Below are 23,254 nucleotides of genomic sequence, written 5' to 3'. Positions count from 1 at the left end.
CATGAGACGCACCCTGCGGCAGCGCACGGAGCGGCAGCGCACGGAAAGGAAGCAGCTGATGGCCGCCGAGCCCGAGGTGCTGGAGGAGCTCAGGCGGCTGCGGGCGCGCGTCGCCGATGTGACCGGGGCCCTGGCCGCCACCAGCGACGGCCTGGTGCTGGCGCACGACACGGCCGCCATCGAGCCCGAGGGGGTCGCCGCGCTGACCGCCGCGGCCCTCGGGGTGGCGCGGTCGATGGCGGAGGCCACCGGCCGGGGGGCCTTCCGCGAGCTGCTGGTACGGGGCGAGGACGGCTATGTCGCCACCTACGCCGCGGGTCCCGCGGCCGTCCTGACCGTGCTGGCGGACGGGCGCACCAACGTCGGCCGGCTCCATCTGGAGGCCCGTAGGGCGGGCGCGCGCGTCGCCGAACTGGTCGGCGACGCACTCGGCCAGGCCGAGCAGGCCTGACCACACGGTCCCCTCCCACCTTGGTTTCCCCCACCGCCGCGACAGCGGCACCATCCGGACACCACCCATCGAAAGGAACTGCCACGATCATGGCGAACACCCAGACCGCGCTCAAAGAGGCGATGACGAGCATCGAGGGCGCGCTCGGCGTCGCGCTGGTCGACTACTCCAGCGGTATGGCCCTGGGCACCCTGGGCGGAGGGAAGGAGCTCGACCTGACGGTGGCCGCCGCGGGCAACACGGATGTGGTGCGCGCCAAGGTGCGCACCATGGAGCAGCTCGGTCTCAAGGACAGCATCGAGGACATCCTGATCACCCTCGGCAGCCAGTACCACCTGATCCGGCTGTTGAAGGGGCGGGACAGCCAGGGGCTCTTCCTCTATCTGGCGCTGGACAAGAACCGGGCCAACCTGGCGATGGCCCGTCATCAACTGCGTAAGATCGAGGGCGACCTGGAGGTCTGACCCGAAAGCCCACCCGGCCTCCGGCCCGGAACCCGTCCCTCGGGCCGGCTGCCGGGTGGGTGGCCCGCCGAGGAGGAACACGCGTGAGCCGACAGCCCCAGGACGACCAGGTCGCCGCGGCCGCCGCCGCGCTCAAGGCCGCGGGGGTCGCCGACGCGGACGCCGCGCACTGCACACCCCTGACCGGCGGGACGTACAACACCGTGGTGCGCGTCGACCTCGACGACCGCCGGCAGTGGGTGGTGAAGGTCCCCCCGCCCGCACAGACCCCCGCACTCGGCTACGAGCGGGACATCCTGCGGGGCGAAGTGGTCTTCTACACCTCGGCGGCCCTGGCGGCGGACATCCCGGTGCCGGAGATCGTGCACAGCGAACTCGACCCGCACGCGGCCTGCGGGCCCTATCTGATCAGCACCCTCCGCCCCGGCGCACCGTGGCACCAGCTCTCCGGGGCGATCGGGGACGACGAGCGCCGCCGCCTCAGGGAGGAGCTCGGACGGCTGGTGGCCCGACTCCACACCGTGACGGGAACCGCCTTCGGCTACCCCGCCGAGCCGTTCGGCCCCCTGTCCGCGAGCTGGCGGGAGGCGTTCATCGCGATGACGGACGCGGTACTCGACGACGCCGAGCGGTACCGGGCGCCGCTCCCCGTGCCACCGGCCCAGGTCAGAAAGCTGTTCGCCGCGGCGGCGGGCGCACTCGACGACGTGGCCCGGCCCGCCCTGGTCCACTTCGACCTGTGGGACGGAAACCTGCTGCTCGACGGCGAGGCGGGGGCCCGGACCCTCAGCGGTGTCATCGACGGCGAGCGGATGTTCTGGGGCGACCCCGTGGCCGACTTCGTCTCGTTGGCGCTGCTCGGAAACCTGGAGGAGGACGCGGACTTCGTGGCCGGTTACGCGGAGGTCGCCGGCCCTCCGCGCTTCGACGCCTCCGTGCGGCTGCGGCTGGCGCTCTACCGCGCCTATCTCTATCTGATCATGCTGGTGGAGACGGTGCCCCGGGGATATCCCCCGGAGCAGTCGGCCCGCACCCACCGGCATGTGACACCACAACTCCTCGCGGCCCTGCGGGACATGGAGACGATCCGCGCCTGACGCCCGTACCGCCCCCGCGCCGCGTCGGCCCCGTGGCGCCGCCGTCACCGTCGGTGTCCGCCGCCACCGCATACCGCGGCGCCGTCCCAGGTGCGAGGCTGAGAGGAGACGCCTCTCCTTGGAGACCACCGCACCCGGGAGGAGGGCCCGGAGATGACGCACCACACCACCGAACACGAGGCCGGAACCCGCCCGAGCACCTTGGGCACGCAGAGTGAGGAGGACCGGCTGCGGCTGCTGGAGACGCATGTGCAGACCCTGGCCGACGCGGTCCGGGCGCTCGCCCAGGGCCTGGAGAACATCCCGACGCAGGACACCGCCGCCGCGGAGGCGGCGTCCCGCGGCGCCCGGCTGGCCCACGAGCTGCTGCTCTCGCAGAGCCTGTAGCCCCCCGTCCACCGCCGGGGTGTCCCCCGCGGGGCGCCCCGGCCCCTGGGGCGGCAACCTATCCGGCCGGAGCGGCGACGTAGAGCCGGGAGCCAGGACGGACCGGTGAAGGGATGGGCCCAGGTGAAGGTCAACAAAGCCGTGACGGTGCTGCTCGGCGCGGTGTCGATGGCGGCGGTGAGCGCGCCGCAGGCGTTATCCGCGACATCCCCGACATCCGCGGCGCCCGCGGCCGACGCGCGGCTGATCGTCGTGGCCGTCGGCGGGCACGACACGGGCGCGGGCACCCTCGAGGACCCGCTGGCCACCATTCAGGCGGCGGTGGACAGCAGCGGCCCCGGCGACACCATCGCGGTGCGTGGCGGCACCTACGAGCTGACCGACAACATCACCATCGCCACCTCCGGCAAGGCGGGCAGCCCCATCACGCTGACCAACTACTCCGGGGAGCACGTCGTCATCGACGGCGAGCGGCTGCCCGCCAGCCACACCCCCGTGGGCGGCTCCATCCCCCGGGCCGAGCGCGGCGCGATCCACCAGGAGGCGTCGTACTGGCGGATCCAGGGCCTGGAGATCATCCGCGGGCCGTACGGGATCTACTGCGCGGGCTGCAACGACAACGAGTTCACCGGGCTGACCACGCGCGACAACTACGAGTCCGGTTTCCAGCTCCAGGGCGCCTCCAGCCGCAACCTGATCACCAACCTCGACTCGTACGGCAACCACGACCCGCGCAAGAACGGCGAGAGCGCCGACGGCCTGGCCATCAAGGAGGGTCAGGGCGAGAGCAATCGGGTCCGCGGCGCCCGGCTGTGGAACAACGCGGACGACGGCTTCGACGCCTGGCAGTTCACCTCCGCGATCAGCATCGAGAACACGATCGCCTACGGAAACGGGTTCAACCGGTGGAACTTCCCCGACTTCACCGGTGACGGCAACGGCTTCAAGATGGGCGGCGGTGGCGACGTGGACCCGGCGGCCGACCACTCCCTGCGCAACTCCCTCGCCTTCCGCAACGCGGCGCACGGCATCACCGACAACGGCAACCCGGGCAACCTCGCCATCTCCCGCACCACCACCTACCGCAACGGCGGCAGCGGCTTCCGGACGGACCGGTCGCACGCCACGCTCGACGCGAACCTCTCCCTCCTGGACACCGAGCCGGTCCACCTCGGCAGCTCCACCTCCAAGGGCAACTCCTGGGATCTGGGCGGGGTGTGGAACGAGAGCTCGGTGCGGAGCACCGACCCGGCGACGATCACCGGTCCGCGCGCGGCGGACGGTTCGATCCCGTCCTCGCCCTTCCTCGTCCCCCGCGACGGCTCGGCCCTCGGCGCCCGCTTCTGACGCCGCGCGGACACCGGGCTTCGGCAATGCGTTAATCCGGCCCGCCACGGGGGACGAGTGTCCTTGGGGACGGACGGACCGGCCGGAGGCGGGGGGGGGACGGATGGAACACGGGGCGCGCAAGATCGAGCGGTCGGCGGACCCCGACGGAGCCTCCGACTGCCCGGTGCGGCGGGGCCCCGACGGGGTCTGGCAGGTGCGCGGATACCCGGAGGCGCGCGCCGTGTTGCGCGCCACCGGCACCGTGCAGGCCGGTCTCGGCATCGAGACCGTGGAGAACCTGCCGTCGGGGCTCCGGCGGCCGGTGCTCTACCGGGACGGCCCGGAACACCGTGAGCACCGACGGCAGACCGCCCGGTTCTTCACGCCCCGCCGCGTCGACGAGCGGTACCGCGAGGTCATGGTCCGGGCCGCGGAGGTGCAGATCGGCAGGGTCCGCGCCGCGGGGCGGGCCCATCTGGCCGATCTGAGCTTCCATCTGTCGATCGAAGTGGCCGCGTCCGTGATCGGTCTGACGGAGAGCCGGCCCGGCATCCGGCACCGGCTGGAGCGCTTCTTCCCCGAGAAGTTCGGGCGGCCGGGGCTGACCAGCCTGCACGGGATCTACTGGCTGCTGCGCCAGACCGCGAACTGGCTGCGGGTCTATCTGGCCGATGTGCGCCCGGCCGTGCGGGCCCGCCGCCGGCGGCGCCGGGACGACCTGATCTCCCATCTGCTGGACGAGGGGTGCTCGGCGGCCGAGATCCTCGGCGAGTGCCTCACCTTCGCCGCCGCGGGGATGGTCACCACCCGGGAGTTCATCAATGCGGCCGCCTGGCATCTGTTCACCGACGGCGCGCTGCTCGCGCGCTACCGGGGCGCGGACGAGGCCGGCCGGCTCGCGATCCTGCACGAGATCCTCCGGCTGGAGCCGGTCATCGGCCGGCTCCGCCGCCGTACTACCGCCCCGCTGGAGCTGGACGGCGGCGACAGCCCGGTGACGCTGCCGGCCGGGGCGCTGGTGGACGTGGACATCGAGCGCGCCAATGTCGACGCGCGCGCGATGGGCGGGCGGCCTGAGCGGATCTGCCCCGGCCGCCCCGTGTCCGAGGGCTCCGGTGCGGCCGGGCTGTCGTTCGGGGACGGCCCGCACAAGTGTCCCGGCGCCCATATCGCGATCCTGGAGACGGACATCTTCCTCAGCCGTCTGTTCGCCCTGCCGGGAATCCGGATGGCGGCCCCGCCGAAGGTCGGCTTCAAGGACGAGATCGCCGGCTACGAGCTGCGCGGCTGCGCCGTCGAGTGCCGAGTGTGAGACCGGCCCCGGCCCCGCCCCCACCTGAGCGTTTGCACTCAGATCGCCCCTCCGCCCACGCCTTGATCCAGAGCCTCCGGTGCCCTTGCCAATGTTTTGGCAAGCGTTGACAAGGTTGCGCAAGGGTGACGACCATGAAACATGTCGTTCACCTCCCCCACTCCGTCGCACCAGGAGCGGAGTCCCCATGACCCCCACCCTCACTGATGTGGCCAAGCGCGCCAATGTCGCGCTGTCCACGGCCTCCCGCGCGTTCAGCGACCCCAACCGGCTCGGACCGCAGACCCTGCGCAAGGTACTGACCGTCGCGCAGGAGCTGGGCTACGAGCCACCCGTGGCGCGCACGGCCGAGCCGACCGCCGACGCGGGCACCGCCACGGTCGCCGTCGTCGTACCCGACATCGCCAACCCCGTGTTCGGCGCCTTTGTGAAGGCCGCGCAGGGTGCGGGCTGGCGCCGCGGGCAGACCGTCGTGCTCGCCGACACCGACTTCGACCCGGACCACGAGCGCGAAGTCCTCGCCCATCTGCGCGAGCAGGCGGACGGGCTGATCGTGTGCTCGCCCCGGCTCGACGGCGAAGAGGTCCTCGACATCTGCGGCCGTACGCCCGCCGTGCTGGTCAACCGTGAGACCCCTGGCGCGGACTGTGTGCTGGCCGACGCCACCCAGGGCATGCGCCAGGCCGTCGAGTACCTGGCCGCGCTCGGCCATCGTCACATCGGCTACGTCCAGGGCATGCAGCGCTCCTGGTCCAACGCGCAGCGCGTGGAGCTGATCCGCGCGGAGAGCGAGCGGGCCGGGCTGGAGCTGACGCTGCTCGGCTGGCAGTCCGAGACGGTGGCGGGCGGGACCGCCGCCGCTGCCGGTGTGCTGGCCTCGGGCGCCTCCGCGGTGATCGCGCACAACGACCTGGTGGCGCTCGGGGTGGTCTCCGGCGCCCGGGCGCTGGGGGTGAGCGTCCCCGAGGAGCTGAGCGTGATCGGCGTCGACGACATCCCGTTCGCGGAGGTGTCGCAGCCGTCCCTGACCAGCATCGCGGTGCCGATGGTGCGGGCCGGTGCGCTCGCCCTGGAGCTGCTGGGCAAGGTCATCGGGGGCGAGCGGCAGACCCCGCGCACCCTGCGGCTGCCGACCCAGCTCATCGTGCGCGGCTCGACCGGCGCGGCCCGTACCCGGCCCGACGGGCACGGTGCCGTGGCGGGCCGCGCGAAAGCGGAAAGGAGCGGATCATGACCGCCGACACACTGACCGTGGTGGTCGTCGACCCCAATCTCGACCCGCTGCGCGCCGAGTTCGAGGCCGCGCTCCCGGACGGGGTGTCCGTCAGCTGGCCGGACGTCCGGGACGGCGCCGCGGTCGAGGCCGCCCTGAAGGCGGCGGATGTGCTGGTGTCGGGGAAGTGCGACCGCCGGAGGGCCGAGATCGCCACCCGGCTCCGCCTGGTCCACGCGGCGGGCGCCGGAACGGACGGGATCGACATCGCCGCGCTGCCCCCGGGGACCCAGGTCGCGAACACCTTCCACCACGAGGACTCGATCGCCGAGTACGCCGTCTCGGCCGCCATCCTGCTGCGCCGCGGCTTTCTGCGGCAGCACGAGGCGCTGCGCCACGCGCGGTGGGACTCCCCCGCGTACGACCCGCGCTCCCCCTGGGTGGACACGCTGGGCGCGGCGACGGTCGGGTTCATCGGCTTCGGGCACATCGGCGCGCGCTGCTGGCAGCGGTTCCGGGCGTTCGGCGCGCGGGGCGTGGCGGTCACCCGGCGCGGCGAGGTGGACGCGGCGGCCGAGGGGCTGGACTGGTCCGGGACCATCTGCGACCTCGGCTCACTGCTGGAGGGCTCCGACCTGGTGGTGGTGTCGGCGCCGCTCGCTCCCGAGACGACGGGGCTGATCGGCGCGGCCGAGCTGTCCCGGATGCGCCCGTCGGCGGTGCTGGTCAACGTCGGCCGCGGCCCGGTCGTGGACGAGGACGCGCTCTACCGCGCCCTGAGCGACCGCGCGATCGGCGGGGCCGCGCTCGACGTCTGGTACCGCTACCCGGCCGATGGACACTCCGCGGCCCCCAGCAGCCATCCCTTCGAAACGCTGGACAACGTGCTGATGACACCCCACTCCTCGGGCCTCACCCGCGAGACCTTCGCGCGCCGGGCCGAAGACATCGCCGCCAACATCGGCCGGCTGGCCGCGGGCGAGCCGCTGCGCAACGTCGTGGCGGTGGCGCCGTGAACCGCCCGATGGAGGCCGGGACGCCCGGGAGCGACACCATCGTCGCGGTCGATGTGCTGGTGACGAGCCCGGGCCGCAACTTCGTCGCGCTCAAGATCACCACCGCGGAGGGCCTGGTCGGCTGGGGCGACGCCACGCTCAACGGCCGTGAGCTCGCGGTCGCCTCGTATCTGCGCGACCATGTGGCTCCCCTGCTGATCGGCCGGGACCCGGCGCGGATCGAGGACACCTGGCAGTACCTCTACCGCGGGGCGTACTGGCGGCGCGGCCCGGTGACGATGACGTCCATCGGCGCGGTGGACCTCGCGCTGTGGGACATCAAGGGGAAGGCCACCGGCCAGCCCGTGTACCAACTGCTCGGCGGCGCGGTGCGGGACCGGATCCTGACCTACACCCACGCCACCGGCTGGGACCTCCCCGAGCTGCTCGACTCGGTCGACGCACGGCGCGAGCAGGGCTTTCTCGCGGTGCGGGCGCAGAGCGGCGTCCCCGGTCTGGACACGGTGTACGGGGTGACCAGGGGTGGCCCGGGGTACGAGCCGGCCGGGCGTGGCGCGGCCCCGGTGGAGGAGGTCTGGGACACCGACTCCTACCTCCGGCACGCCCCGCGTGTGCTCGCGGGGGTCCGCGCGCATGTGGGCCCCGAGCTGGCGCTGCTGCACGACGCCCACCACCGGCTCACCCCGGGCCAGGCGGCCCGGCTCGGGCGCGCGCTGGAGGAGGTGGACCTCTACTGGCTGGAGGACGTCACCCCCGCGGAGAACCAGGAGGTGTTGCGGCACGTCCGGCTCCACACCACCGTGCCGCTGGCGATCGGCGAGGTGTTCAACACCGTCTGGGAGTGCCAGACGCTGATCACCGAGCAGCTGATCGACTTCGTCCGGACCTGTGTGACCCACGCGGGCGGGATCAGCCATCTGCGGCGGATCGCGGCGCTCGCCGAGATCTGGCAGGTGCGGCTCGGCCCGCACGGGCCGTCCGATGTCTCGCCGGTGGCCCTCGCGGCGTCGCTGCACGTGGGCCTCGCCACCCCGAACTTCGCCATTCAGGAGTACATGGGCTACGAGCCGGTCGTGCACGAGGTGTTCCGCCACGCGTGGAGCTATGCCGACGGCCATCTGCACCCCGGTGACCGGCCCGGGCTCGGGGTCGAGGTCGACGAGGAGCTGGCCGCCCGGTTCCCGTACGAGCCCGCCTACCTGCCCGTCGCGCGGCGCCGCGACGGCTCGATGACGGACTGGTGACGATGCGATCGACGACTCTGCCCCGCCTCGGCCGGGCGACGGTTCCCCCGGCCGCGCCGGTTCTCGCCCGGCCACCGGCCGAGACCGGCATCGTGCACCTGGGCCTGGGCAACTTCCACCGCGCCCACCAGGCCGTCCACACCGCGGCGGCGCTGGCCCAGGCCGACGGCCCCTGGGGCATCCTCGGCGTCGCCGGCCGTTCCACCGACGTGGTGCGGGCGATGCACGAGCAGGACCTGCGCTACGCGGTCGTGGAGATCTCCCCCGGCCGCACCCGGGTCACCGTCCCCGCCGTGCACACCGGGGCGCTGGTGGCCGCGGAGCAGCCGGACGCCGTGCTCGACGCCCTGGCCGCGCCCGGCACGGCCGTCATCACCATGACGGTCACCGAGCACGGGTACACCTTCTCCCCGCGCACCCACGGGCTGGATCTCGACGCGCCCGCGGTCCGCGCCGATCTGCGCGGTGACGCGCCACCGCGCACCACCATCGGGCGGATCGTGCGGGGGCTACAGCGCCGCAGCCGGGGCCACGCGCGGCCGGTGACCGTCCTGAGCTGCGACAACCTGGTGGGCAACGGCGAGTTGACGAGGCGGCTGGTGCGCGAGTTCACCGAGGCGCTCCCGGCCGCCGAACGCGACGAGCTGGTGCCGTGGCTGGAGAGCTCGGTGGCGTTCCCCGGCTCCATGGTGGACCGGATCGTGCCCGCCACCACCGACGCCTACCGCGACGCGGTCGCGGCCCACCTCGGTGTGCGCGACGCCGTGCCGGTGCCGGCCGAGCCGTTCTCCATGTGGGTGATGGAGGACCGGTTCGCCGCCGGTCGTCCGCGCTGGGAGGCGGCCGGGGCCCTGTTCACGGCGGACGTCGAGCCGTACGAGCTGCTCAAGCTGCGGCTGCTCAACGGCACGCACTCGCTCATCGCCTATCTGGGCGCCCTGGACGGGCGGGACACCATCCCGGACGCGGTCGCCAGGCCGTTCATCGCCGAGGCGGCGCGGAGCGTGCTGTACGAGGAGTACCTGCCGAGCCTCACCGTGCCCGCCGACATCGATCTCGACGGCTACGTGGGCCAGTTGTTCGACCGCTGGGCCAACTCCGCGCTGGGCCACCGCACCCGGCAGGTCGGCTCGGACGGCTCGGTCAAGCTCCGCCAGCGGGTGCCCGACCCGGCCCTGCTCCAGCTGCGCGCCGGGCGGATGCCGCACCATCTGGCGCTGACGGTTGCCGCCTATCTGTGCTGTGTGGCGCCCCCGGCCGGCTTCTCGCCGGGCCCGCACGCCACCGCGATGGTGGATCCGGCCCGGGAGTCGCTCGCCGCGACCGCCGAACGGGTCCGCGCCTCGTCCGGGGCAGCCTTCGTCGAGGCCGTTCTGGAGGGCGGGCTGCTCGGCGACGGGCTGCCCGAACACCCCGCGTTCGCGGCGCGCACCGCCGAACTCATCGACATCATCGTGCGATTCGGCCCGGCCCCCGCGGCGGCCGAGGCCCTGCGGGCCACCGCCAAGGCCGTGGCCCCCCTTCCCGTCGAATCCGCGGGCCGCCCCGGCGCCTGAGCGGCGTCCCGCGGATCCTGATCGCCAGGGCCGGTCTCGCGGCTGAGCCGCAGGCCGGAACAGCGGCCCACCCCGCCCGTTCCCGGCCGCCGGCCCCTGGCCGGCGCCCTCGGCGAACCCTCGCATCCCCCTTCTCCGGCTCCCCGGGCCCCCGGCCCGGGGCCCGTCCCTCCCCCGTCCCCCTCACCCCTGCTCTGCCCTGCCCTGAAACCGCTCCGGAATTCGATCCGTTCAAGGAGGCATGGATCATGGACAACACCCCGCGCACCACCGCGCCCCCGCCCACGACGACCACCACCGCCCCGCCCGAGGAGACGCCCGCCGACCCGGGCGCGGTACGTCGTGCCGCCTGGGCCGGTCTGATCGGCACCGCCCTGGAACAGTACGACTTCGTCATCTACGGCACCGCCTCGGCCCTGATCTTCAGCGATCTCTTCTTCCCGAATGTGTCGGCCTCCGTCGGCATCCTCGCCAGCTTCAGCACCTACGCGGTCGGCTTCGCCGCCCGGCCGCTCGGCGGGCTGTTCTTCTCCCGCTACGGGGACCGCCTCGGCCGCAAGTGGGTGCTGGTGGCGACGCTGCTGCTGATGGGCGGCTCCACCCTGGCGATCGGCCTGCTGCCGACGTACGGCCAAGTGGGCCTGCTCGCCCCGATCCTGCTGCTGCTCTGCCGCATGGCGCAGGGCTTCGGCGCGGGCGCCGAGCAGTCGGGAGGCGCCACCCTGCTCACCGAGACGGCGGCCACCGGACGGCGCGGCAGACTGGCCTCCCTGGTGATGACCGGGGCCGCGCTGGGCACCGCGCTCGGCGCCGTGGCCTGGATCCTCGCCCAGCGGCTGTCGGACGACGCTCTGATGAGCTGGGGCTGGCGACTCGTCTTCGGCAGCAGCCTGCTGGTCACCGTGGCCGCCATGGTCATCCGGCGCAAGCTGCACGAGAGCCCCGTCTTCAAGGAGCTGAAGCAGCAGCACGAGCGGCCCGCGTCACCGGTGAAGGAGGTCTTCCGGCACGGCCGGAAGCCGACCCTCCTGGTGCTCTTCATGAACTTCGGAATCAGCACCCAGTCGTACACGTACCAGGTGTTCATGGCCTCGTACCTGGTGTCCTCGGTGGGCGTGGACAAGGAGTTCGTCCCGGAAGTGCTGCTGCTGGGCGCCCTGTGCGGCGGCGTCGCGGCGGTCTGCTTCGGCACGCTCTCGGACCGCTTCGGGCGGCGCCCCGTGTACTCCCTGATCGTCGGCGCCCTGGTGCTGCTGCCGACCCCCACCTTCGTCGCGCTGAACTCCGGCTCCAAGGTCGCGATCACCGTGGCCATCGTCATCGGCTTCATCCTGGCCTGCCAGGGCGCCGTCGGTGTGCAGATGAGCTACTTCCCCGAGCTGTTCGGAAACCGCTACCGCTACGCGGGGGTCACCCTGGGCCGCGAGTTCTCCTCGGTGATCGGCGGCGGGGTCGCGCCCCTGATCTGCTCCGCGCTGGTCACCGCCTTCTCGGGGTCCTGGATCCCGGTGGCCGTCTATATGTCGCTGGTCGCCGTGGTCAGCCTCATCACCACCCGGATGGCCCCGGAGACCCTGGACCGGGACCTCAACACCCCGCTCGACAGCACCGATCCGGCCGGGTCCGCCCCGCACAGCGCGCGCACAGAAAGGACCCATCTCTCCGACAGCTTGGCCGACTAGCGTCGCGGCCATGTCGGAACACCACTCGGCAAGCCCCGCGGCCCGCGCGGCGGGCGGATCCCCGGCCGCGACGGACGACGCCCTGGCGCGGGCCGCCGTGCGGGCCCTGGTCGCGCAGGCGGAGCTGACGCCCAAGCCCGGCCTCGCCGACGCCCGCGATCTCCAGGCCCGTTCGACCGGCACGGACCTGCTGGCGCTGCGCTGGTCGGCCAAGGCGCTGGCGCCCGCGTTCGCCGCCATGGCGGCGGCCGCCCGCCGCCCCGGCACGCCGGCGCGGGCGCTCCGCGAGGAGTTGGGCGCGATCGGCCGGGGAGCCGAGTGGACGATGTCCCGGGCCTGCGGCGGCCCGGCCGCGGGCCCGCACCGCGGGGCGCTCTGGGTGACGGGGCTGCTGGTCGCGGCCGCCGCCCTGGAGCCCGGCGCCCCGCCCCGCGAACTGCCCGCCACCGCCAAGCGGATCGCGGCCCACCCGGACCGGCGCGCCCCGCGCAGGCCCTCGCCGGGCTCGCATGTCTCGGCCACCTATGGCGCGGCGGGCGCGCGGGGCGAGGCGCGGGCCGGTTTTCCGCATGTACGCCGCGCCCTGGACGCCCTGTCCAGGGCGCGGGGTGCGGGGGCCACCGAGCCCCAGGCCCGCCTCGACGCGCTGGTCACCGTGATGAGCACGCTCCAGGACACCGGGCCGCTGTACCGCGCGGGCCCGCCCGGGCTCAGGCGGGTGCAGGACGGGGCGCACGCCGTGCTGGAGGCGGGCGGCGCGGCGACGGCCGAGGGCACGGCCGCCCTGGCCGCGCTGGACGCCGAGCTGCGCCAGCTGGGCGTGGCGCCCCGGGGCAGCGCGGCGGTGCTCGCCGGGGCGCTGTTCCTCGACGGCCTCCCGGCGCCACTGGCCCATCCCTCCAACACCCCTGTCTGATCGGACCTTTCAACCACTCATCGCTGCTGCATCCCGTCACCTGCGAATTCACCGCCTCCCTGAATTGCAATAGGTCGGAGGTCTTCCCTACCGTCGAGCCAGCCTGCACTATGCCCGGTAGTTCACAACCAGGTATGGGAGGCATGTACGTGACCTCAGCGACGGGGAACGGAATCTCTCGGCGAGGTGTGATCGGCACGGCCGCCGCCGTCGGGGCCGGAGGCTGGCTGACCGGATCCGGCACGGCGTGGGCCGCGCCCGAAGAAGCCGCCGACCGGCCCGGAACCACGCATGAGCGGTTGGTGAGAGCCGCCGCCATGCGCTGGCGCCGACTGCCGGGCGACTGGAAGGACGGCCCCTTCCTCGGCAACGGCCTGCTCGGCGCGCAGGTCTACCGGGGCGCCGCGCCCAACTCCGTGAAAATCATGGTCAGCCACGGTCAGGTGCAGGATCAACGGCCGCAGTGGCGCGCCCCGTACGGCTTCTCGCGGCTGCCCATCGGCCACTTCGACCTCACGCTCGCCGGCGAGGTCACCGATATCGACTGGACCCTCGACCTCTGGGACGCCGAGCTGCGCGGCACCGTCACCACGACGCGGGGCAGCGTCCGCTTCTCCATGCTGGTGCACAACTCCCGTACCGCGCTGCTGATCTCCACCCGGCCGAGCGCGGGCGAGCGGTCCGCGGCCTGGACGTTCACCTGGATGCCCGCCATCTCGCCCCGGCAGAAGGACCGGCCCGCGGACTACACGGGCAACCCCGACGCCCGCACCGGCTCCGCGGGCGACACCCACTACGTCCAGCAGCCCCTGGTCGCGGGCGGCGGATGGGCCACCGCCTGGCGCGAGCGGCGGGTGGGCACCGGCCGGCTGCTCGCCGCGCACATCGTCTACCGCTTCCCGGACGACCTGGACGGGACCACCGAGCTGGCCGTCGCGGAGGTGGCCCGTACGCTGGCCGCCGACCCGGACGAGCTGGTGCGCGGCCACCGCGACTGGTGGCACCGCTTCTACCGGCGCAGCCTGCTGTCCGTGCCCGACAAGCGGCTTCAGGACTTCTACTGGATCCAGCTCTACAAGGCCGCCTGCGCCACCCGGGCGGGCGGGCCCTCGATGTCCGAGTGGGGGCCGTGGTACCCGGAGACCGGCGGCAGCTGGACCGCGGTCTGGTGGAACCTCAACGTCCAGATCGCCACCTGGCTGATCCAGGGGTCCAACCACCTCGAACTCGACTCCGTCACCTCCACCTTCAAGGACTTCGAGAAGAACCTGCCGCTCTCGGTGCCCCCGGAGTACCAGGACGGTCAGACCTACGCTCTGGCCCACCCCTCCGACTGGACGCTGCGCCCCGGCGCCAAGACCGTCGGCATCCCCGGCACCTCCACCAAGACCGACAACAACGGCAATCTGATCTGGGCCATGCACAACATCTGGCTCAGCTACCGCCACACCATGGATGTGCGGATCGTCCGGGACGTCCTGTACCCGATCCTCGTCAAGGCGGTGAACTTCTACGACCACTTCCTGCACGAGGGCGGCGACGGCAAGCTGCATCTGCCGCTGACCCGGTCGCCCGAGTGGGCGGACGCCGAGGACTGCACCTACGACCTCTCGCTGCTCCGCTGGGGCTGCGCCACCCTCCTGGACTGTCTGCGCGTGCTCCGGACCGACCACCCGCGCGCCGGGCGCTGGCGGGAGATCCTCCGCCGTCTGGTGGACTACCCGCGCGACGCGACCGGGATCATGATCGGCGCGGCCAAGCCGCTCACCGAGTCCCACCGCCACTTCTCGCACATGCTGTGGCTCTATCCGCTGGGCGAGCTGGACTGGGACCGGGCGGGCGACCGGGACATCATGCGCACCACCTTCGACCACTGGGTCAAGGACCGTGCGCTGTGGGCGGGTTACAGCTACGGCGTCGCCTCCTCCATGGCCTCCCGGATGGAACGGCCCGAGGAGGCCCTGGACTTCCTGACCTTCTTCACCGGCGGCAACGTCATCAACAACGCCTGGATGACTGCGAACACCATGTATGTGGAGGGCGGCAACCTCGGCACCGAGAGCCCGCTGACGGCGGCCCAGTCGATCCTCGACATGGCCGTGCAGAGCCATGGCGGCGTCGTACGGGTCTTCCCCTCCATATCGCGGCGCTGGCCGGACGCCTCCGTCCAGTCCCTGCGCACCCAGGGCGCGTTCCTGGTGGACGCGGACCGCTCGGGCGGCCGGACGCGGTGGGTGCGCGTCCACAGCGAGGCGGGCGCGCCGCTGGTGCTGGCGCACGGCATCGAGGGCGCGGTCGACGTACGGGACGGGCGCGGGCGGCGGCTGCGGTACCGGGAGACGGCGCCCGGCCGCGTCGAGATCCCGCTCGGCCGGGACGAGACGGCGGTCGTCGTCCCGCGCGGCACCCACCCCGACCTGGACCCGCGCGAGGTGCCGGCCGTCGGCGACGCCGAGCCGTGGGGGCTGCCCGACTGAGCCGTGACGCGGCCGGGCGGGTGCGACAACTTCCTCCTCGTTCGGGGCAGTTATTCCGGACAGTTATGCCCACCCCGTGAAGGCGCGGGGTGGGCGGGCGGCTTACGATCCTTGCGAAGACGCGGTGCCGCGTCGATCAGCGCCCTGAAGGCCCTGAAACGCCCTGAAATCGAGGAGAACACACGTGACCGCTCAAGGGGTAGCAGCCCAGACCGGAAGCGGACCGGAGCCCCCCAGCACCCCCCTCAACCAGGGCAAACCGCATAGCGCCCGGATGTACGACTACTTCCTGGGCGGCAAGGACAACTACCAGGCCGACCGCCAGGCCGCCGCCAAGGTGCTCACCATGTGGCCGGGCGTCATGACCGCAGCCCGCACCAACCGCGCCTTCATGCACCGCGCGATCCGGTACCTCGCCGCCGAACACGGCATCCGCCAGTTCCTCGACATCGGCACCGGCATTCCGACCAGCCCCAACCTCCACGAGGTCGCCCAGTCGGTCGCCCCGGAGTCCCGGATCGTCTACGCCGACAACGACCCGATCGTCCTCGCCCACGCCCAGACCCTGCTCAGCAGCCACCCGCAGGGGCGCACCGCCTACGTCGACGCGAACGTCGCCGAGCCGGACACCGTCCTCAACGCCCCCGAGGTCGGCGAGGTGCTGGATCTGTCCCAGCCCGTCGCCCTGAGCCTGTGCGCGCTGCTGCACTTCGTCCCGGACGAGTGGGACCCGTACGCGATCGTGCAGCGGCTGCTCGAACCGCTCGCCCCCGGCTCGTATCTGGTGCTGAGCCACATCACGCCGGACTTCGACCCCGAGGCCACCCAGCGGACCGTGCAGATCTACCACAGCGGTGGCATCCAGGGGAAAATCCGCACCAGGGCCGAGGTGGAACGGTTCTTCACGGGGCTCGAGCTGGTCGAGCCGGGCATCGAGGTGCCGCACCGCTGGCGCCCCGAGCTCGCGGCCCCGGACGCCGGGACGGGCACCGGCGACGTGACCGACGAAGAGGTGTCCTTCTGGGTGGGAGTCGCCCGCAAGCCCGCCTCCTGACCCGCCGGGTCACTTCCGGTTCGCACCCGGCCGCCGGGGCGGCCGGGGCGCTTGCCTTCTGAAGATCCCTGCGCGTCAATGAGCCCGATGACCGACCGGGCGTCCGAGACGTCCGGAGACGCCGACATGGATCGGACGGGACGAGCGATGAGACGTACCACTCCCGGGTTACGCGCCACGGCCACCGCCGCCGCCTGCGCCGCGCTCCTCGCGGGGGCCGTGGCGCTGGCGCCCACGGCGGTGGCCGTGTCGCCGGACACCGCCACGGCCCCGTACGACTGCGGCACGCTCGGCGCCGCGGAGGTCACCCTCCACGCCGCCCAGAACGGCACCAGGGCCACCATCACGCCGGGCTCTCCGGATCTGACCACCCCGGTCGCGATCCCGGCGAACGCCGTCTCCGCCACCCTCCGGTTCGAGAAGAACGGCGGCCCGGACACGACCACGTTCACAGGCGCCTCCAGCCCGGCCATCCCCGCGGGTTCCCCGATCCAGTTCACGCTCGTCGGCACGGTGGCGCCCGGTGACAGTCTGGATTCCTACCTGGGCAGCGGCTCGCTGCGCATGTCGATCGCGGGCGTCCTGATCACCTGCAACGCACTGGCCAAGCAGTCGCCGGGCCCGTTCGTCTTCGACTGACGCCCGGCCCCCATGACTTGCGGCTTACGGCTTACGGCTTACGGTTTGTGGCCGACCGCCTCCGCGTAGAACGAGCGGTCCACGACCCGGTCCTCGGGCAGCGGGTCGCCCTCGGTCACCCCGGCCGCGGCGTAGGCCTTCTGGAGGCGGTCCACCGTGCCGTCGCGGATCTCCCAGTCCATGCGCAGCGACGGCACGGCGGCCAGCGTGTCCGGCTCGGTCTTGAGCGCCTCGCCGAGCTCGTTCACAAACTCCTTGTCCTTCTTGTAGTCCCCGGCGAAGTACGTGTTCACGGTGCGGATGTAGGCACGCAGGAAGGCCACTCCCGCGTCCGGGTCCCCGGTCAGCAGGTCGGGGCCGAAGAGCAGGCCGCCGAGCGGCTCGCCCCTCGGCTGGCCGCCGAGGAAGGCGTAACCGGCGTCGCCGTCCACCTCGCGCCACACCGGGTCGAGCAGCCACGCCGCGTCCACACCGCCGTTCTTCAGCGAGGTGAGGACCTCGGCGGGGCCGAGCTGCTGGAAGCGGACGCTGTCCACGTCGGCCTGGTGCCGGGCCAGCACCTTCTCCATCGGGTACATGATGACCGAGCCCTTGCCGATCAGGGTGCCGACGGTTCGGTCCTTGAGGCTGACCTCGTCCGCCGACCGGCCCTGCCGCAGCCTGACCCAGAATCCGCTCTTGGAGCCGGGCGCGGGTGAGAAGTTCCCGGCGACCCAGCGGATGTCGAAACCCTGCCGGATGCCGTTGAGCACCCCGGCCTCCGGCGCCGCGTACTGGACGTCGATGTCGCCCTTGGCCAGCAGGGGCAGCGCGTCGGGGGTGGGCAGCAGCTTCACCTCGACGTCGAGGTTCTCCTTGGTGAACTCGCCCTTGGCCAGGGCGATCTGGAGCGGCGCCAGATACTCGGCGTTCAGGGTGCTGGCGGAGACGACGACCTTCGTCTTCTTCTTGAGCGGTCGCGGCGCGGGCGCGCCGGGTTCGCAGCGGGCGGGCGCACGGGCCTCGGACCTCTCGGAGGGGTCGGTCCAGCCCTTGGCGCAGCCGGCGACGGGGGTGACCGGCCGGGGCTTGCGCTCGGCGCCGGGGCGCGGCGAGTCGGAGGTCTGGACGTCGCAGGCGGTCAGGGAGGCGAGGACGCCCAGCAGGGTCACGGCCGTGGCCAGGGTGCGGGCGAGGAAGGGTCCGGGTGCTGCCATGGGTGTGCCGCCTTCCGGTTCCGGTGAGGCCGGGGTGAAGTGGGGGTCGGGAACGGGGATCGGGTCCGGCGGTCAGGACTGGGGGCGGCCGCGGTCCCGCGGGGCCCAGGGGGTGAGCCGGCGGCCGACAAGGCGTACCAGCTCGGAGAAGACCACGCCGAGGACGGCCACGCAGACGATGCCGACGAACATCACGTCGTTCTGGAACAGCGCCCGTGAGTCGAAGATGAGATGGCCGAGGCCGTCGTCGGCGGCGATCTGTTCGGAGGCGACGATCACCAGGACCGCCACCCCGGCCGCGACCCGCATGCCCACCAGCACCTGCGGCAGCGAGGCGGGCAGCAGGACATGGCGGAACATCTGCCATGGACCGGCGCCGAAGACCTGCCCGGCCTCCCGGTACCCCTCGGCCACGCCCATCACGGCCGCCATCGTGGAGATCCAGACGAAGAAGAAGACGGTGGTGGCGACGAGCGCGATCTGCGGGCCCTCGCCGAGGCCGAACATATTGAGGAACACCGGCAGCAGCGCGAGCTTGGGCACGACGTACAACGCGTCGAGGAGGGGTTCGAGCGCCGCGCGGACGACGCGCACCGCGCCCATCAGCAGCCCGAAGACATAGCCCGCGGCCGTGCCGACCGCATAGCCGGCGATCACCCGCTGGAGCGTGGCCCACACGTCCGGCCACAGCTTGCCGTCGGCGGCGCGCTGCCAGCCGTCGGCCGCGATGGTGGACGGCGCGGGGTAGACCCGGGGGTCGATCCAGTGCCGGTACGCGGCGAGCTGCCACAGCAGGATCAGTACCGTGGGCACGGCGACGGCCAGGGAGATCTCCAGGGCGAGGCGGCGCCGATGGGCCCGGACCGGGTCGCGCTCCCGGGGCCCGGGGCGCCGCACCAGCACGGTCTCGGCGGGCCCGCCCGAGGACTCACCGGCCCCGGCGGCGCTGTCCGCGCCGAGCGCGGTCTCGCTGTTCATGAGCGCTTGCCCGCCGCCACCGCCGGCCCGGCGGCCCCGGTGCCCGCCCGCTGGACCTCGCCGCGCAGCAGCTCCCACAGCTCGGACTGGAGCGCGGCGAACTCCGGGGAGCGGCGCAGCCGCCCGGTGCGCGGGCGCTCGAACGGCGGGCGCCGCTCGGCGATCACCCGGCCTGGCCTGGCCGACATCACCACCACCCGGTCCCCGAGCACGATCGCCTCCTCCAGGCTGTGGGTGACGAACAGCGCGGTGGTGCGGGTCGCCTGGCACACCGCGAGCAGCTCGTCCTGGAGGATGGTGCGCAGCTGGGCGTCGAGCGCGGCGAACGGCTCGTCCATGAGCAGCAGTTCCGGCTCCACGGCGAGCGCGCGGGCGATGGCGACACGCTGCCGCATGCCGCCGGACAGCGTGGCCGGGTAGGCGTCGGCGAAGTCGGCGAGGCCCAGCCGGTCCAGCCAGTCCCGGGCCCGCGCGTCGGCGGCCTTGCGCGGCACCCGCTGGACGTCGAGGCCGAAGCGGACGTTGGCGAGCACCGTCTTCCAGTCGTAGATCCCGTAGTCCTGCGGGATCATCGCGGCCGGGTGGCGCCGGCCCGCGCGCACCTCGACCTCGCCCGCGCTGGGGCGGACGAGCCCGGCGACGATGCGCAGCAAGGTGGACTTGCCGCAGCCGGACGGGCCGACGATGCAGCAGAACTCTCCGTGGCGGACATTCAGGTCGAGTGGCCCGAGCGCGTGCACCCGCTCGCCCGAGTGCCCGAACGTGCGGGTCACCGCGCGGGCGCGCACCTTCGGCGCGGCCGTGGGTGTGGTGTGCGGTTCCACCCCGTGTCTCCTCCCGCTGTTTCCCAAGAGAAGATATGACGGCCCGTCAGATTCAGACAAGAGCCGGGACGTCACCGTCCCGGCGCGATGACCAGAACCGGCTCGGTGACCGTGAGCGGCTCCGCCGGGATGATCACCTTCGCCGGCATGAGCGGCCCGGTGGCCGGGAGCGGCTCCGGGCGCGCCTGTGGGAGCGACTCCGGGGGCGGCGGCTCGGTGGCCGTCCGGTGCGCGGCGCGGGTGAGCAGCACCACGCCGCGCCCGGCCACCACGGCGCCCAGGCCGGCCAGGGCGACCCCGGCGGGGCCGCCGTGGACGCGCTCGTCGAGCAGGACGAGTCCGATGGCCGCGGCGGCGAGCGGGTTGGCGAGGGTCAGGACGGCCAGGGGCCCGCCGAGGCCGCCGGTGTAGGCGGTCTGGGACAGCAGCAGCCCGGCCACGGCGAAGCCCGCGACGAGCCCGCCCACGACCGCGAACCGCCAGGTCAGGGCCAGTCCCGCGACCGTCAGGGTCTGGGTGAGCGCCGACGCGGCCCCGGAGGTGAGCCCCGAGGCGGCCGCGTGGCCGAGCCCCCGGCCGCGACGGCCGAGGGTGAGCAGCGCGGCCAGGGCCAGCACGACGGCGGCGACGGCGAGCGCGGCGACGGTGCCGAGCGTGGCGTCGGGGGCGCTGCCGCGCGCGGTGAGCGGCAGCAGGGCGCCGAGGCCGACGAGGGTGAGCGCGGTGCCGCGCCACTCGTCCGGGGTGGGGCGCCGCCCGGCGGCCCGGGCGCCGAGCGGTACGGCGGCGACGAGCGTGAGCGCGCCGAGGGGCTGGACGAGGGTGAGCGGCCCGAACTTCAGCGCCGCCACATGGAGCAGGGCCGCGCCGGAGTTGAGTCCGACGGTCGACCACCAGGCGCCCTGTGCCAGCAGTCGCCGCAGGCCGCCGCGGCCGGTGCGGGCAGCCAGGCGCTCCTGCGCGACGGCCGCGGTCGCGTAGGCGACGGCCGACAGGAGTGCGAGCGCGACGGCTATGAGGGTGGCGTTCACGGCATTACCCGGGCCCTTTGGTGTTGACGTACGTGCGATACATCCGCGTATCGATACGCCAGTGTATCGGCACAGAGGCGTATCGATACGCTCGTGTACCGTGTGTTGTGCCGCACAGTCACAGCGGGAGGAGAGTGCCGGGCCCATGGCATCGCCCACGACGGCGGACACCTCACGCCGCTCCAAGATCAGCGCCGAGCGCCAGCAGGAGATCTTCGACGCCGTCCTCGCCCTGCTGACCGAGGGCGGCTATGAGGCCCTCACCTTCGAGGGGGTCGCGGCCAGGGCCCGGGCGAGCAGGTCCACCCTCTACCGCCAGTGGAAGAGCAAGCCGCAGCTGGTCGCCGCCGCGCTGCGCCGCTGCGACCGGCGCATGGCGCTGGACGGCATCGACACCGGCACCCTCGTCGGCGATCTGCGCGAGACGGCGGGCGTCGTCGGGCGGATGTGCCACTCGGACACCACCCTGCTGTACGCGCTGGGCCATGCCGCGCTCAACGACCCGAGCCTGCTCCAGGCGCTGCACGACGCCCTGTTCTCCCGGGAGGTCTCGGTGATCGCGGCCATGGTCCGGCGCGCGGTCGAGCGCGGCGAAATCCCGGCCGACTGCGCGGCGGCCGAGTTCGTCCCCGCCCAGCTGATCGGTGTGATGCGGGTCAGACCGCTGCTGGACGGGGAGCCCGTCGACCGCGACTACCTCCTCCGCTTCCTCGACGCGTCGGTCTTCCCCGCGCTCGGGCTGTCCTGACCTGCCCCGTCCTCACCTGCCCCGTCCTCACCCATGTCCTGCAGCTCGAACCAGTCGAAGTCCGCCACGGCCCGGGTGCCGCCCAGGTCCTGGACGCAGACTCCGACGAAAGCGCCGGTGAACCGCAGCCGTTTCCCGTAGTCGTCGGAGAGCCTGGTCGCCTCCAGCACCGGGCCGACGTCCTGCCAGGACACCCCGTCAGGCGAGGCGGCGAAGCGCAGCTCCGGGCCGTCGAAGCGGGCGCGCAGATGCACCAGCGGCCAGTCGTCCACATCGAGTTCGGAGTGGGGCAGCTCGCCGTACGCGCCGTCGTCGGTGAGGACGACGCCGACCACCCGGCCCCTGCCCTCCACATGGGTCAGCCGCAGGTAGTAGTGGGTGGTGGTGTCGTACCAGCAGATCAGGCCCGCGAGCTGGCTGAAGTGGGAGGGGCGGAAGTCGACGACCGTCGTGGCCTCGCAGCGCACCGAGGTCAGACGCCGGGCGAGCAGGCTCTGGTCGTAGCGGGAGTGCGGGCTCTGGCGGCCGCGCAGCCGCAGATGGCCGGGGCGTTCGGTCAGGCTCAGCCACTGGGGGTTCGCGGGGGCCCGCAGGGTGTTCCAGTACGGGGCGAGGGTGGGCGCGTCGAAGTCGTCGCGGGCGGGCGGGACGGGCACCGGGGCCGGTGCGGCGCCTCGGGGGGCGGCCACCTCCAGGCTCGGCAGACGGCCGCCGTCCGCGAGCCGCAGCCAGCCGTCGTCAGTCCACGCCACCCGCTGGAGGCAGGTCTCCCGGCCGAGCACACAGCGGTCCCCGTCGCGGGTGCGCACCGGGCGCGAGGCCAGGTGGGCGAGAAACCACTCCCCCTCCGCCGTGCGCACCAGCTCGCCATGGCCGGCCTTCTGAAGCGGCCACTCGGGGGCGTCGCGAGTGGTCATCAGGGAGCCCGCCGGGTCGAGCTCATACGGCCCGGCCAGCTCGCGCGAGCGGGCCATCAGAATCCCGTGGTTCCAGCCGGTGCCCCCCTCGGCGAGCATCAGGTAGTACCAGCCGTCGCGGCGGTAGACATTGGGCCCCTCGATCAGCACCTCGTGGGTGAGGATCGTGCGCGGGGCGCCGATCAGGGCCTGCTTCCCGGGGTCGTACTCCTGGAGCAGGATGCCCGCGAAGGCGGGGTGTCCGTCGCGCGGGTCCCACTGGATGTTGAGCAGCCAGGTGCGCCCGTCCTCGTCGTGGAAGAGGGAGGGGTCGAAGCCGGAGGAGTTGAGGAACACCGGCTCCGACCACGGGCCGGAGATGTCCGGGGCGGTGACGAGATAATTGTCGACGTCCTTGTAGGGGTGTCCGATGGTGCGCACGATGCTGTACACCAGCCAGAACCGGCCGTCGTGGTACGAGAGCGAGGGCGCCCACACCCCGGCCGAGTCCGGGATTCCGCGCAGGTCGAGGAGGTCGGCGCGGTCCAGGATGTGGCCGGCCGGCTCCCAGTGGACGAGGTCGGTGGAGCGGTGCACGGGCACGCCCGGGAACCACTCGAAGGTGGAGGTGGCGAGGAAGTAGTCCGCACCGACGCGCACGATGCTGGGGTCCGGGTGGAATCCGGGCAGCACGGGGTTGCGGATGTGGCCCGCGGTCATACAGGTCCTTTCGTACGGCTTCGG

At 73.0% G+C, this 23,254-nt stretch carries 21 protein-coding genes; 16 read left to right on the top strand and 5 right to left on the bottom strand.

The genetic code is table 11. From position 1 onward, the window contains the following. The first annotated feature begins 1 nt into the window (after position 1). From ACH4S9_RS20870 to ACH4S9_RS20800, 15 genes are all read left to right on the top strand, one after another. On the top strand, positions 2 to 451 hold the full coding sequence (locus ACH4S9_RS20870) for a roadblock/LC7 domain-containing protein (RefSeq protein WP_311728926.1): 450 nt from the start codon (positions 2 to 4) through the stop codon (positions 449 to 451). An 89-nt stretch (positions 452 to 540) separates the two neighbouring features. Then, a complete protein-coding gene (locus tag ACH4S9_RS20865; RefSeq protein ID WP_311728925.1) occupies positions 541 to 915 on the top strand; it encodes a hypothetical protein in 375 nt (124 codons plus the stop codon). Between the two features lie 83 nt (positions 916 to 998). Next, the gene (locus tag ACH4S9_RS20860) at positions 999 to 2,012 is read left to right on the top strand and encodes a phosphotransferase family protein (RefSeq protein WP_385337130.1); all 1,014 of its coding nucleotides are present in this window, start codon (positions 999 to 1,001) and stop codon (positions 2,010 to 2,012) included. A gap of 153 nt (positions 2,013 to 2,165) precedes the next feature. Continuing rightward, on the top strand, positions 2,166 to 2,399 hold the full coding sequence (locus ACH4S9_RS20855; RefSeq protein WP_385337128.1) for a hypothetical protein: 234 nt from the start codon (positions 2,166 to 2,168) through the stop codon (positions 2,397 to 2,399). A 123-nt stretch (positions 2,400 to 2,522) separates the two neighbouring features. Next, positions 2,523 to 3,746 carry a right-handed parallel beta-helix repeat-containing protein gene (locus tag ACH4S9_RS20850; protein WP_398373653.1) on the top strand — a complete coding sequence of 408 codons (1,224 nt, stop codon included), beginning with the start codon at positions 2,523 to 2,525 and terminating at the stop codon, positions 3,744 to 3,746. 103 nt (positions 3,747 to 3,849) lie between these two features. Beyond that, positions 3,850 to 5,040 carry a cytochrome P450 gene (locus tag ACH4S9_RS20845; protein WP_398373503.1) on the top strand — a complete coding sequence of 397 codons (1,191 nt, stop codon included), beginning with the start codon at positions 3,850 to 3,852 and terminating at the stop codon, positions 5,038 to 5,040. A 187-nt stretch (positions 5,041 to 5,227) separates the two neighbouring features. Beyond that, positions 5,228 to 6,274, top strand: a complete 1,047-nt coding sequence (locus tag ACH4S9_RS20840; RefSeq protein WP_311728920.1) for a LacI family DNA-binding transcriptional regulator — start codon at positions 5,228 to 5,230, stop codon at positions 6,272 to 6,274. Next, positions 6,271 to 7,269, top strand: coding sequence for a 2-hydroxyacid dehydrogenase (locus ACH4S9_RS20835; protein WP_398373502.1), 999 nt, complete (start codon positions 6,271 to 6,273; stop codon positions 7,267 to 7,269). Before ACH4S9_RS20840 ends, ACH4S9_RS20835 begins: the two co-directional genes overlap by 4 nt. Before the next feature lie 8 nt (positions 7,270 to 7,277). Then, positions 7,278 to 8,513 carry a D-mannonate dehydratase ManD gene (manD, locus tag ACH4S9_RS20830; RefSeq protein WP_311729057.1) on the top strand — a complete coding sequence of 412 codons (1,236 nt, stop codon included), beginning with the start codon at positions 7,278 to 7,280 and terminating at the stop codon, positions 8,511 to 8,513. 2 nt (positions 8,514 to 8,515) lie between these two features. Continuing rightward, entirely contained in the window at positions 8,516 to 10,069 is a 1,554-nt protein-coding gene (locus tag ACH4S9_RS20825; protein WP_398373501.1) for a mannitol dehydrogenase family protein, read from the top strand. 248 nt (positions 10,070 to 10,317) lie between these two features. After that, the gene (locus ACH4S9_RS20820; protein ID WP_358842583.1) at positions 10,318 to 11,751 is read left to right on the top strand and encodes an MFS transporter; all 1,434 of its coding nucleotides are present in this window, start codon (positions 10,318 to 10,320) and stop codon (positions 11,749 to 11,751) included. 10 nt (positions 11,752 to 11,761) lie between these two features. Then, a complete protein-coding gene (locus ACH4S9_RS20815; RefSeq protein ID WP_398373500.1) occupies positions 11,762 to 12,667 on the top strand; it encodes a triphosphoribosyl-dephospho-CoA synthase in 906 nt (301 codons plus the stop codon). 149 nt (positions 12,668 to 12,816) lie between these two features. After that, entirely contained in the window at positions 12,817 to 15,144 is a 2,328-nt protein-coding gene (locus ACH4S9_RS20810; RefSeq protein ID WP_361188436.1) for a glycosyl hydrolase family 95 catalytic domain-containing protein, read from the top strand. Between the two features lie 184 nt (positions 15,145 to 15,328). Continuing rightward, positions 15,329 to 16,198, top strand: coding sequence for an SAM-dependent methyltransferase (locus ACH4S9_RS20805; RefSeq protein ID WP_311725591.1), 870 nt, complete (start codon positions 15,329 to 15,331; stop codon positions 16,196 to 16,198). 147 nt (positions 16,199 to 16,345) lie between these two features. Then, entirely contained in the window at positions 16,346 to 16,837 is a 492-nt protein-coding gene (locus ACH4S9_RS20800) for a hypothetical protein (RefSeq protein WP_398373499.1), read from the top strand. 38 nt (positions 16,838 to 16,875) lie between these two features. Here the strand turns inward: ACH4S9_RS20800 and ACH4S9_RS20795 are convergent, their stop codons facing one another. The 4 genes from ACH4S9_RS20795 to ACH4S9_RS20780 all read right to left on the bottom strand — a co-directional run bounded on the left by ACH4S9_RS20795 (position 16,876) and on the right by ACH4S9_RS20780 (position 20,866). Then, entirely contained in the window at positions 16,876 to 18,033 is a 1,158-nt protein-coding gene (locus tag ACH4S9_RS20795) for an ABC transporter substrate-binding protein (protein ID WP_358842587.1), read from the bottom strand. A 72-nt stretch (positions 18,034 to 18,105) separates the two neighbouring features. After that, positions 18,106 to 19,011, bottom strand: a complete 906-nt coding sequence (locus tag ACH4S9_RS20790) for an ABC transporter permease (protein ID WP_358842588.1) — start codon at positions 19,009 to 19,011, stop codon at positions 18,106 to 18,108. Continuing rightward, the gene (locus ACH4S9_RS20785; RefSeq protein ID WP_311725586.1) at positions 19,008 to 19,835 is read right to left on the bottom strand and encodes an ABC transporter ATP-binding protein; all 828 of its coding nucleotides are present in this window, start codon (positions 19,833 to 19,835) and stop codon (positions 19,008 to 19,010) included. The genes ACH4S9_RS20790 and ACH4S9_RS20785 overlap by 4 nt, the downstream gene beginning before the upstream one ends. A gap of 71 nt (positions 19,836 to 19,906) precedes the next feature. Beyond that, the gene (locus ACH4S9_RS20780; protein ID WP_311725585.1) at positions 19,907 to 20,866 is read right to left on the bottom strand and encodes a hypothetical protein; all 960 of its coding nucleotides are present in this window, start codon (positions 20,864 to 20,866) and stop codon (positions 19,907 to 19,909) included. A gap of 145 nt (positions 20,867 to 21,011) precedes the next feature. Between ACH4S9_RS20780 and ACH4S9_RS20775 the strand changes: the two genes are divergently transcribed. Beyond that, a complete protein-coding gene (locus ACH4S9_RS20775; RefSeq protein ID WP_398373498.1) occupies positions 21,012 to 21,614 on the top strand; it encodes a TetR/AcrR family transcriptional regulator in 603 nt (200 codons plus the stop codon). Here ACH4S9_RS20775 and ACH4S9_RS20770 read toward each other — a convergent pair. Continuing rightward, positions 21,560 to 23,230, bottom strand: a complete 1,671-nt coding sequence (locus tag ACH4S9_RS20770; protein WP_398373497.1) for a glycoside hydrolase family 43 protein — start codon at positions 23,228 to 23,230, stop codon at positions 21,560 to 21,562. The genes ACH4S9_RS20775 and ACH4S9_RS20770 overlap by 55 nt on opposite strands. Positions 23,231 to 23,254 lie beyond the last annotated feature (24 nt).

This window comes from Streptomyces sp. NPDC021225 (assembly GCF_044332865.1).
In the GTDB taxonomy this organism is placed as follows: Bacteria; Actinomycetota; Actinomycetes; order Streptomycetales; family Streptomycetaceae; genus Streptomyces.
This window is presented reverse-complemented; position numbering and strand designations above follow the sequence as displayed.

Excerpts from the sequence above, each read along its gene's own strand:
- ACH4S9_RS20845 (WP_398373503.1), top strand. The coding sequence starts at position 3,850 with ATGGAACACGGGGCGCGCAAGATCGAGCGGTCGGCGGACCCCGACGGA.
- ACH4S9_RS20815 (WP_398373500.1), top strand. The coding sequence starts at position 11,762 with ATGTCGGAACACCACTCGGCAAGCCCCGCGGCCCGCGCGGCGGGCGGA.
- ACH4S9_RS20870 (WP_311728926.1), top strand. The coding sequence starts at position 2 with ATGAGACGCACCCTGCGGCAGCGCACGGAGCGGCAGCGCACGGAAAGG.
- ACH4S9_RS20865 (WP_311728925.1), top strand. The coding sequence starts at position 541 with ATGGCGAACACCCAGACCGCGCTCAAAGAGGCGATGACGAGCATCGAG.
- ACH4S9_RS20820 (WP_358842583.1), top strand. The coding sequence starts at position 10,318 with ATGGACAACACCCCGCGCACCACCGCGCCCCCGCCCACGACGACCACC.
- ACH4S9_RS20775 (WP_398373498.1), top strand. The coding sequence starts at position 21,012 with ATGGCATCGCCCACGACGGCGGACACCTCACGCCGCTCCAAGATCAGC.
- ACH4S9_RS20835 (WP_398373502.1), top strand. The coding sequence starts at position 6,271 with ATGACCGCCGACACACTGACCGTGGTGGTCGTCGACCCCAATCTCGAC.
- ACH4S9_RS20790 (WP_358842588.1), bottom strand. The coding sequence starts at position 19,011 with ATGAACAGCGAGACCGCGCTCGGCGCGGACAGCGCCGCCGGGGCCGGT.
- manD (WP_311729057.1), top strand. The coding sequence starts at position 7,278 with ATGGAGGCCGGGACGCCCGGGAGCGACACCATCGTCGCGGTCGATGTG.
- ACH4S9_RS20825 (WP_398373501.1), top strand. The coding sequence starts at position 8,516 with ATGCGATCGACGACTCTGCCCCGCCTCGGCCGGGCGACGGTTCCCCCG.
- ACH4S9_RS20840 (WP_311728920.1), top strand. The coding sequence starts at position 5,228 with ATGACCCCCACCCTCACTGATGTGGCCAAGCGCGCCAATGTCGCGCTG.
- ACH4S9_RS20800 (WP_398373499.1), top strand. The coding sequence starts at position 16,346 with ATGAGACGTACCACTCCCGGGTTACGCGCCACGGCCACCGCCGCCGCC.
- ACH4S9_RS20770 (WP_398373497.1), bottom strand. The coding sequence starts at position 23,230 with ATGACCGCGGGCCACATCCGCAACCCCGTGCTGCCCGGATTCCACCCG.
- ACH4S9_RS20795 (WP_358842587.1), bottom strand. The coding sequence starts at position 18,033 with ATGGCAGCACCCGGACCCTTCCTCGCCCGCACCCTGGCCACGGCCGTG.
- ACH4S9_RS20855 (WP_385337128.1), top strand. The coding sequence starts at position 2,166 with ATGACGCACCACACCACCGAACACGAGGCCGGAACCCGCCCGAGCACC.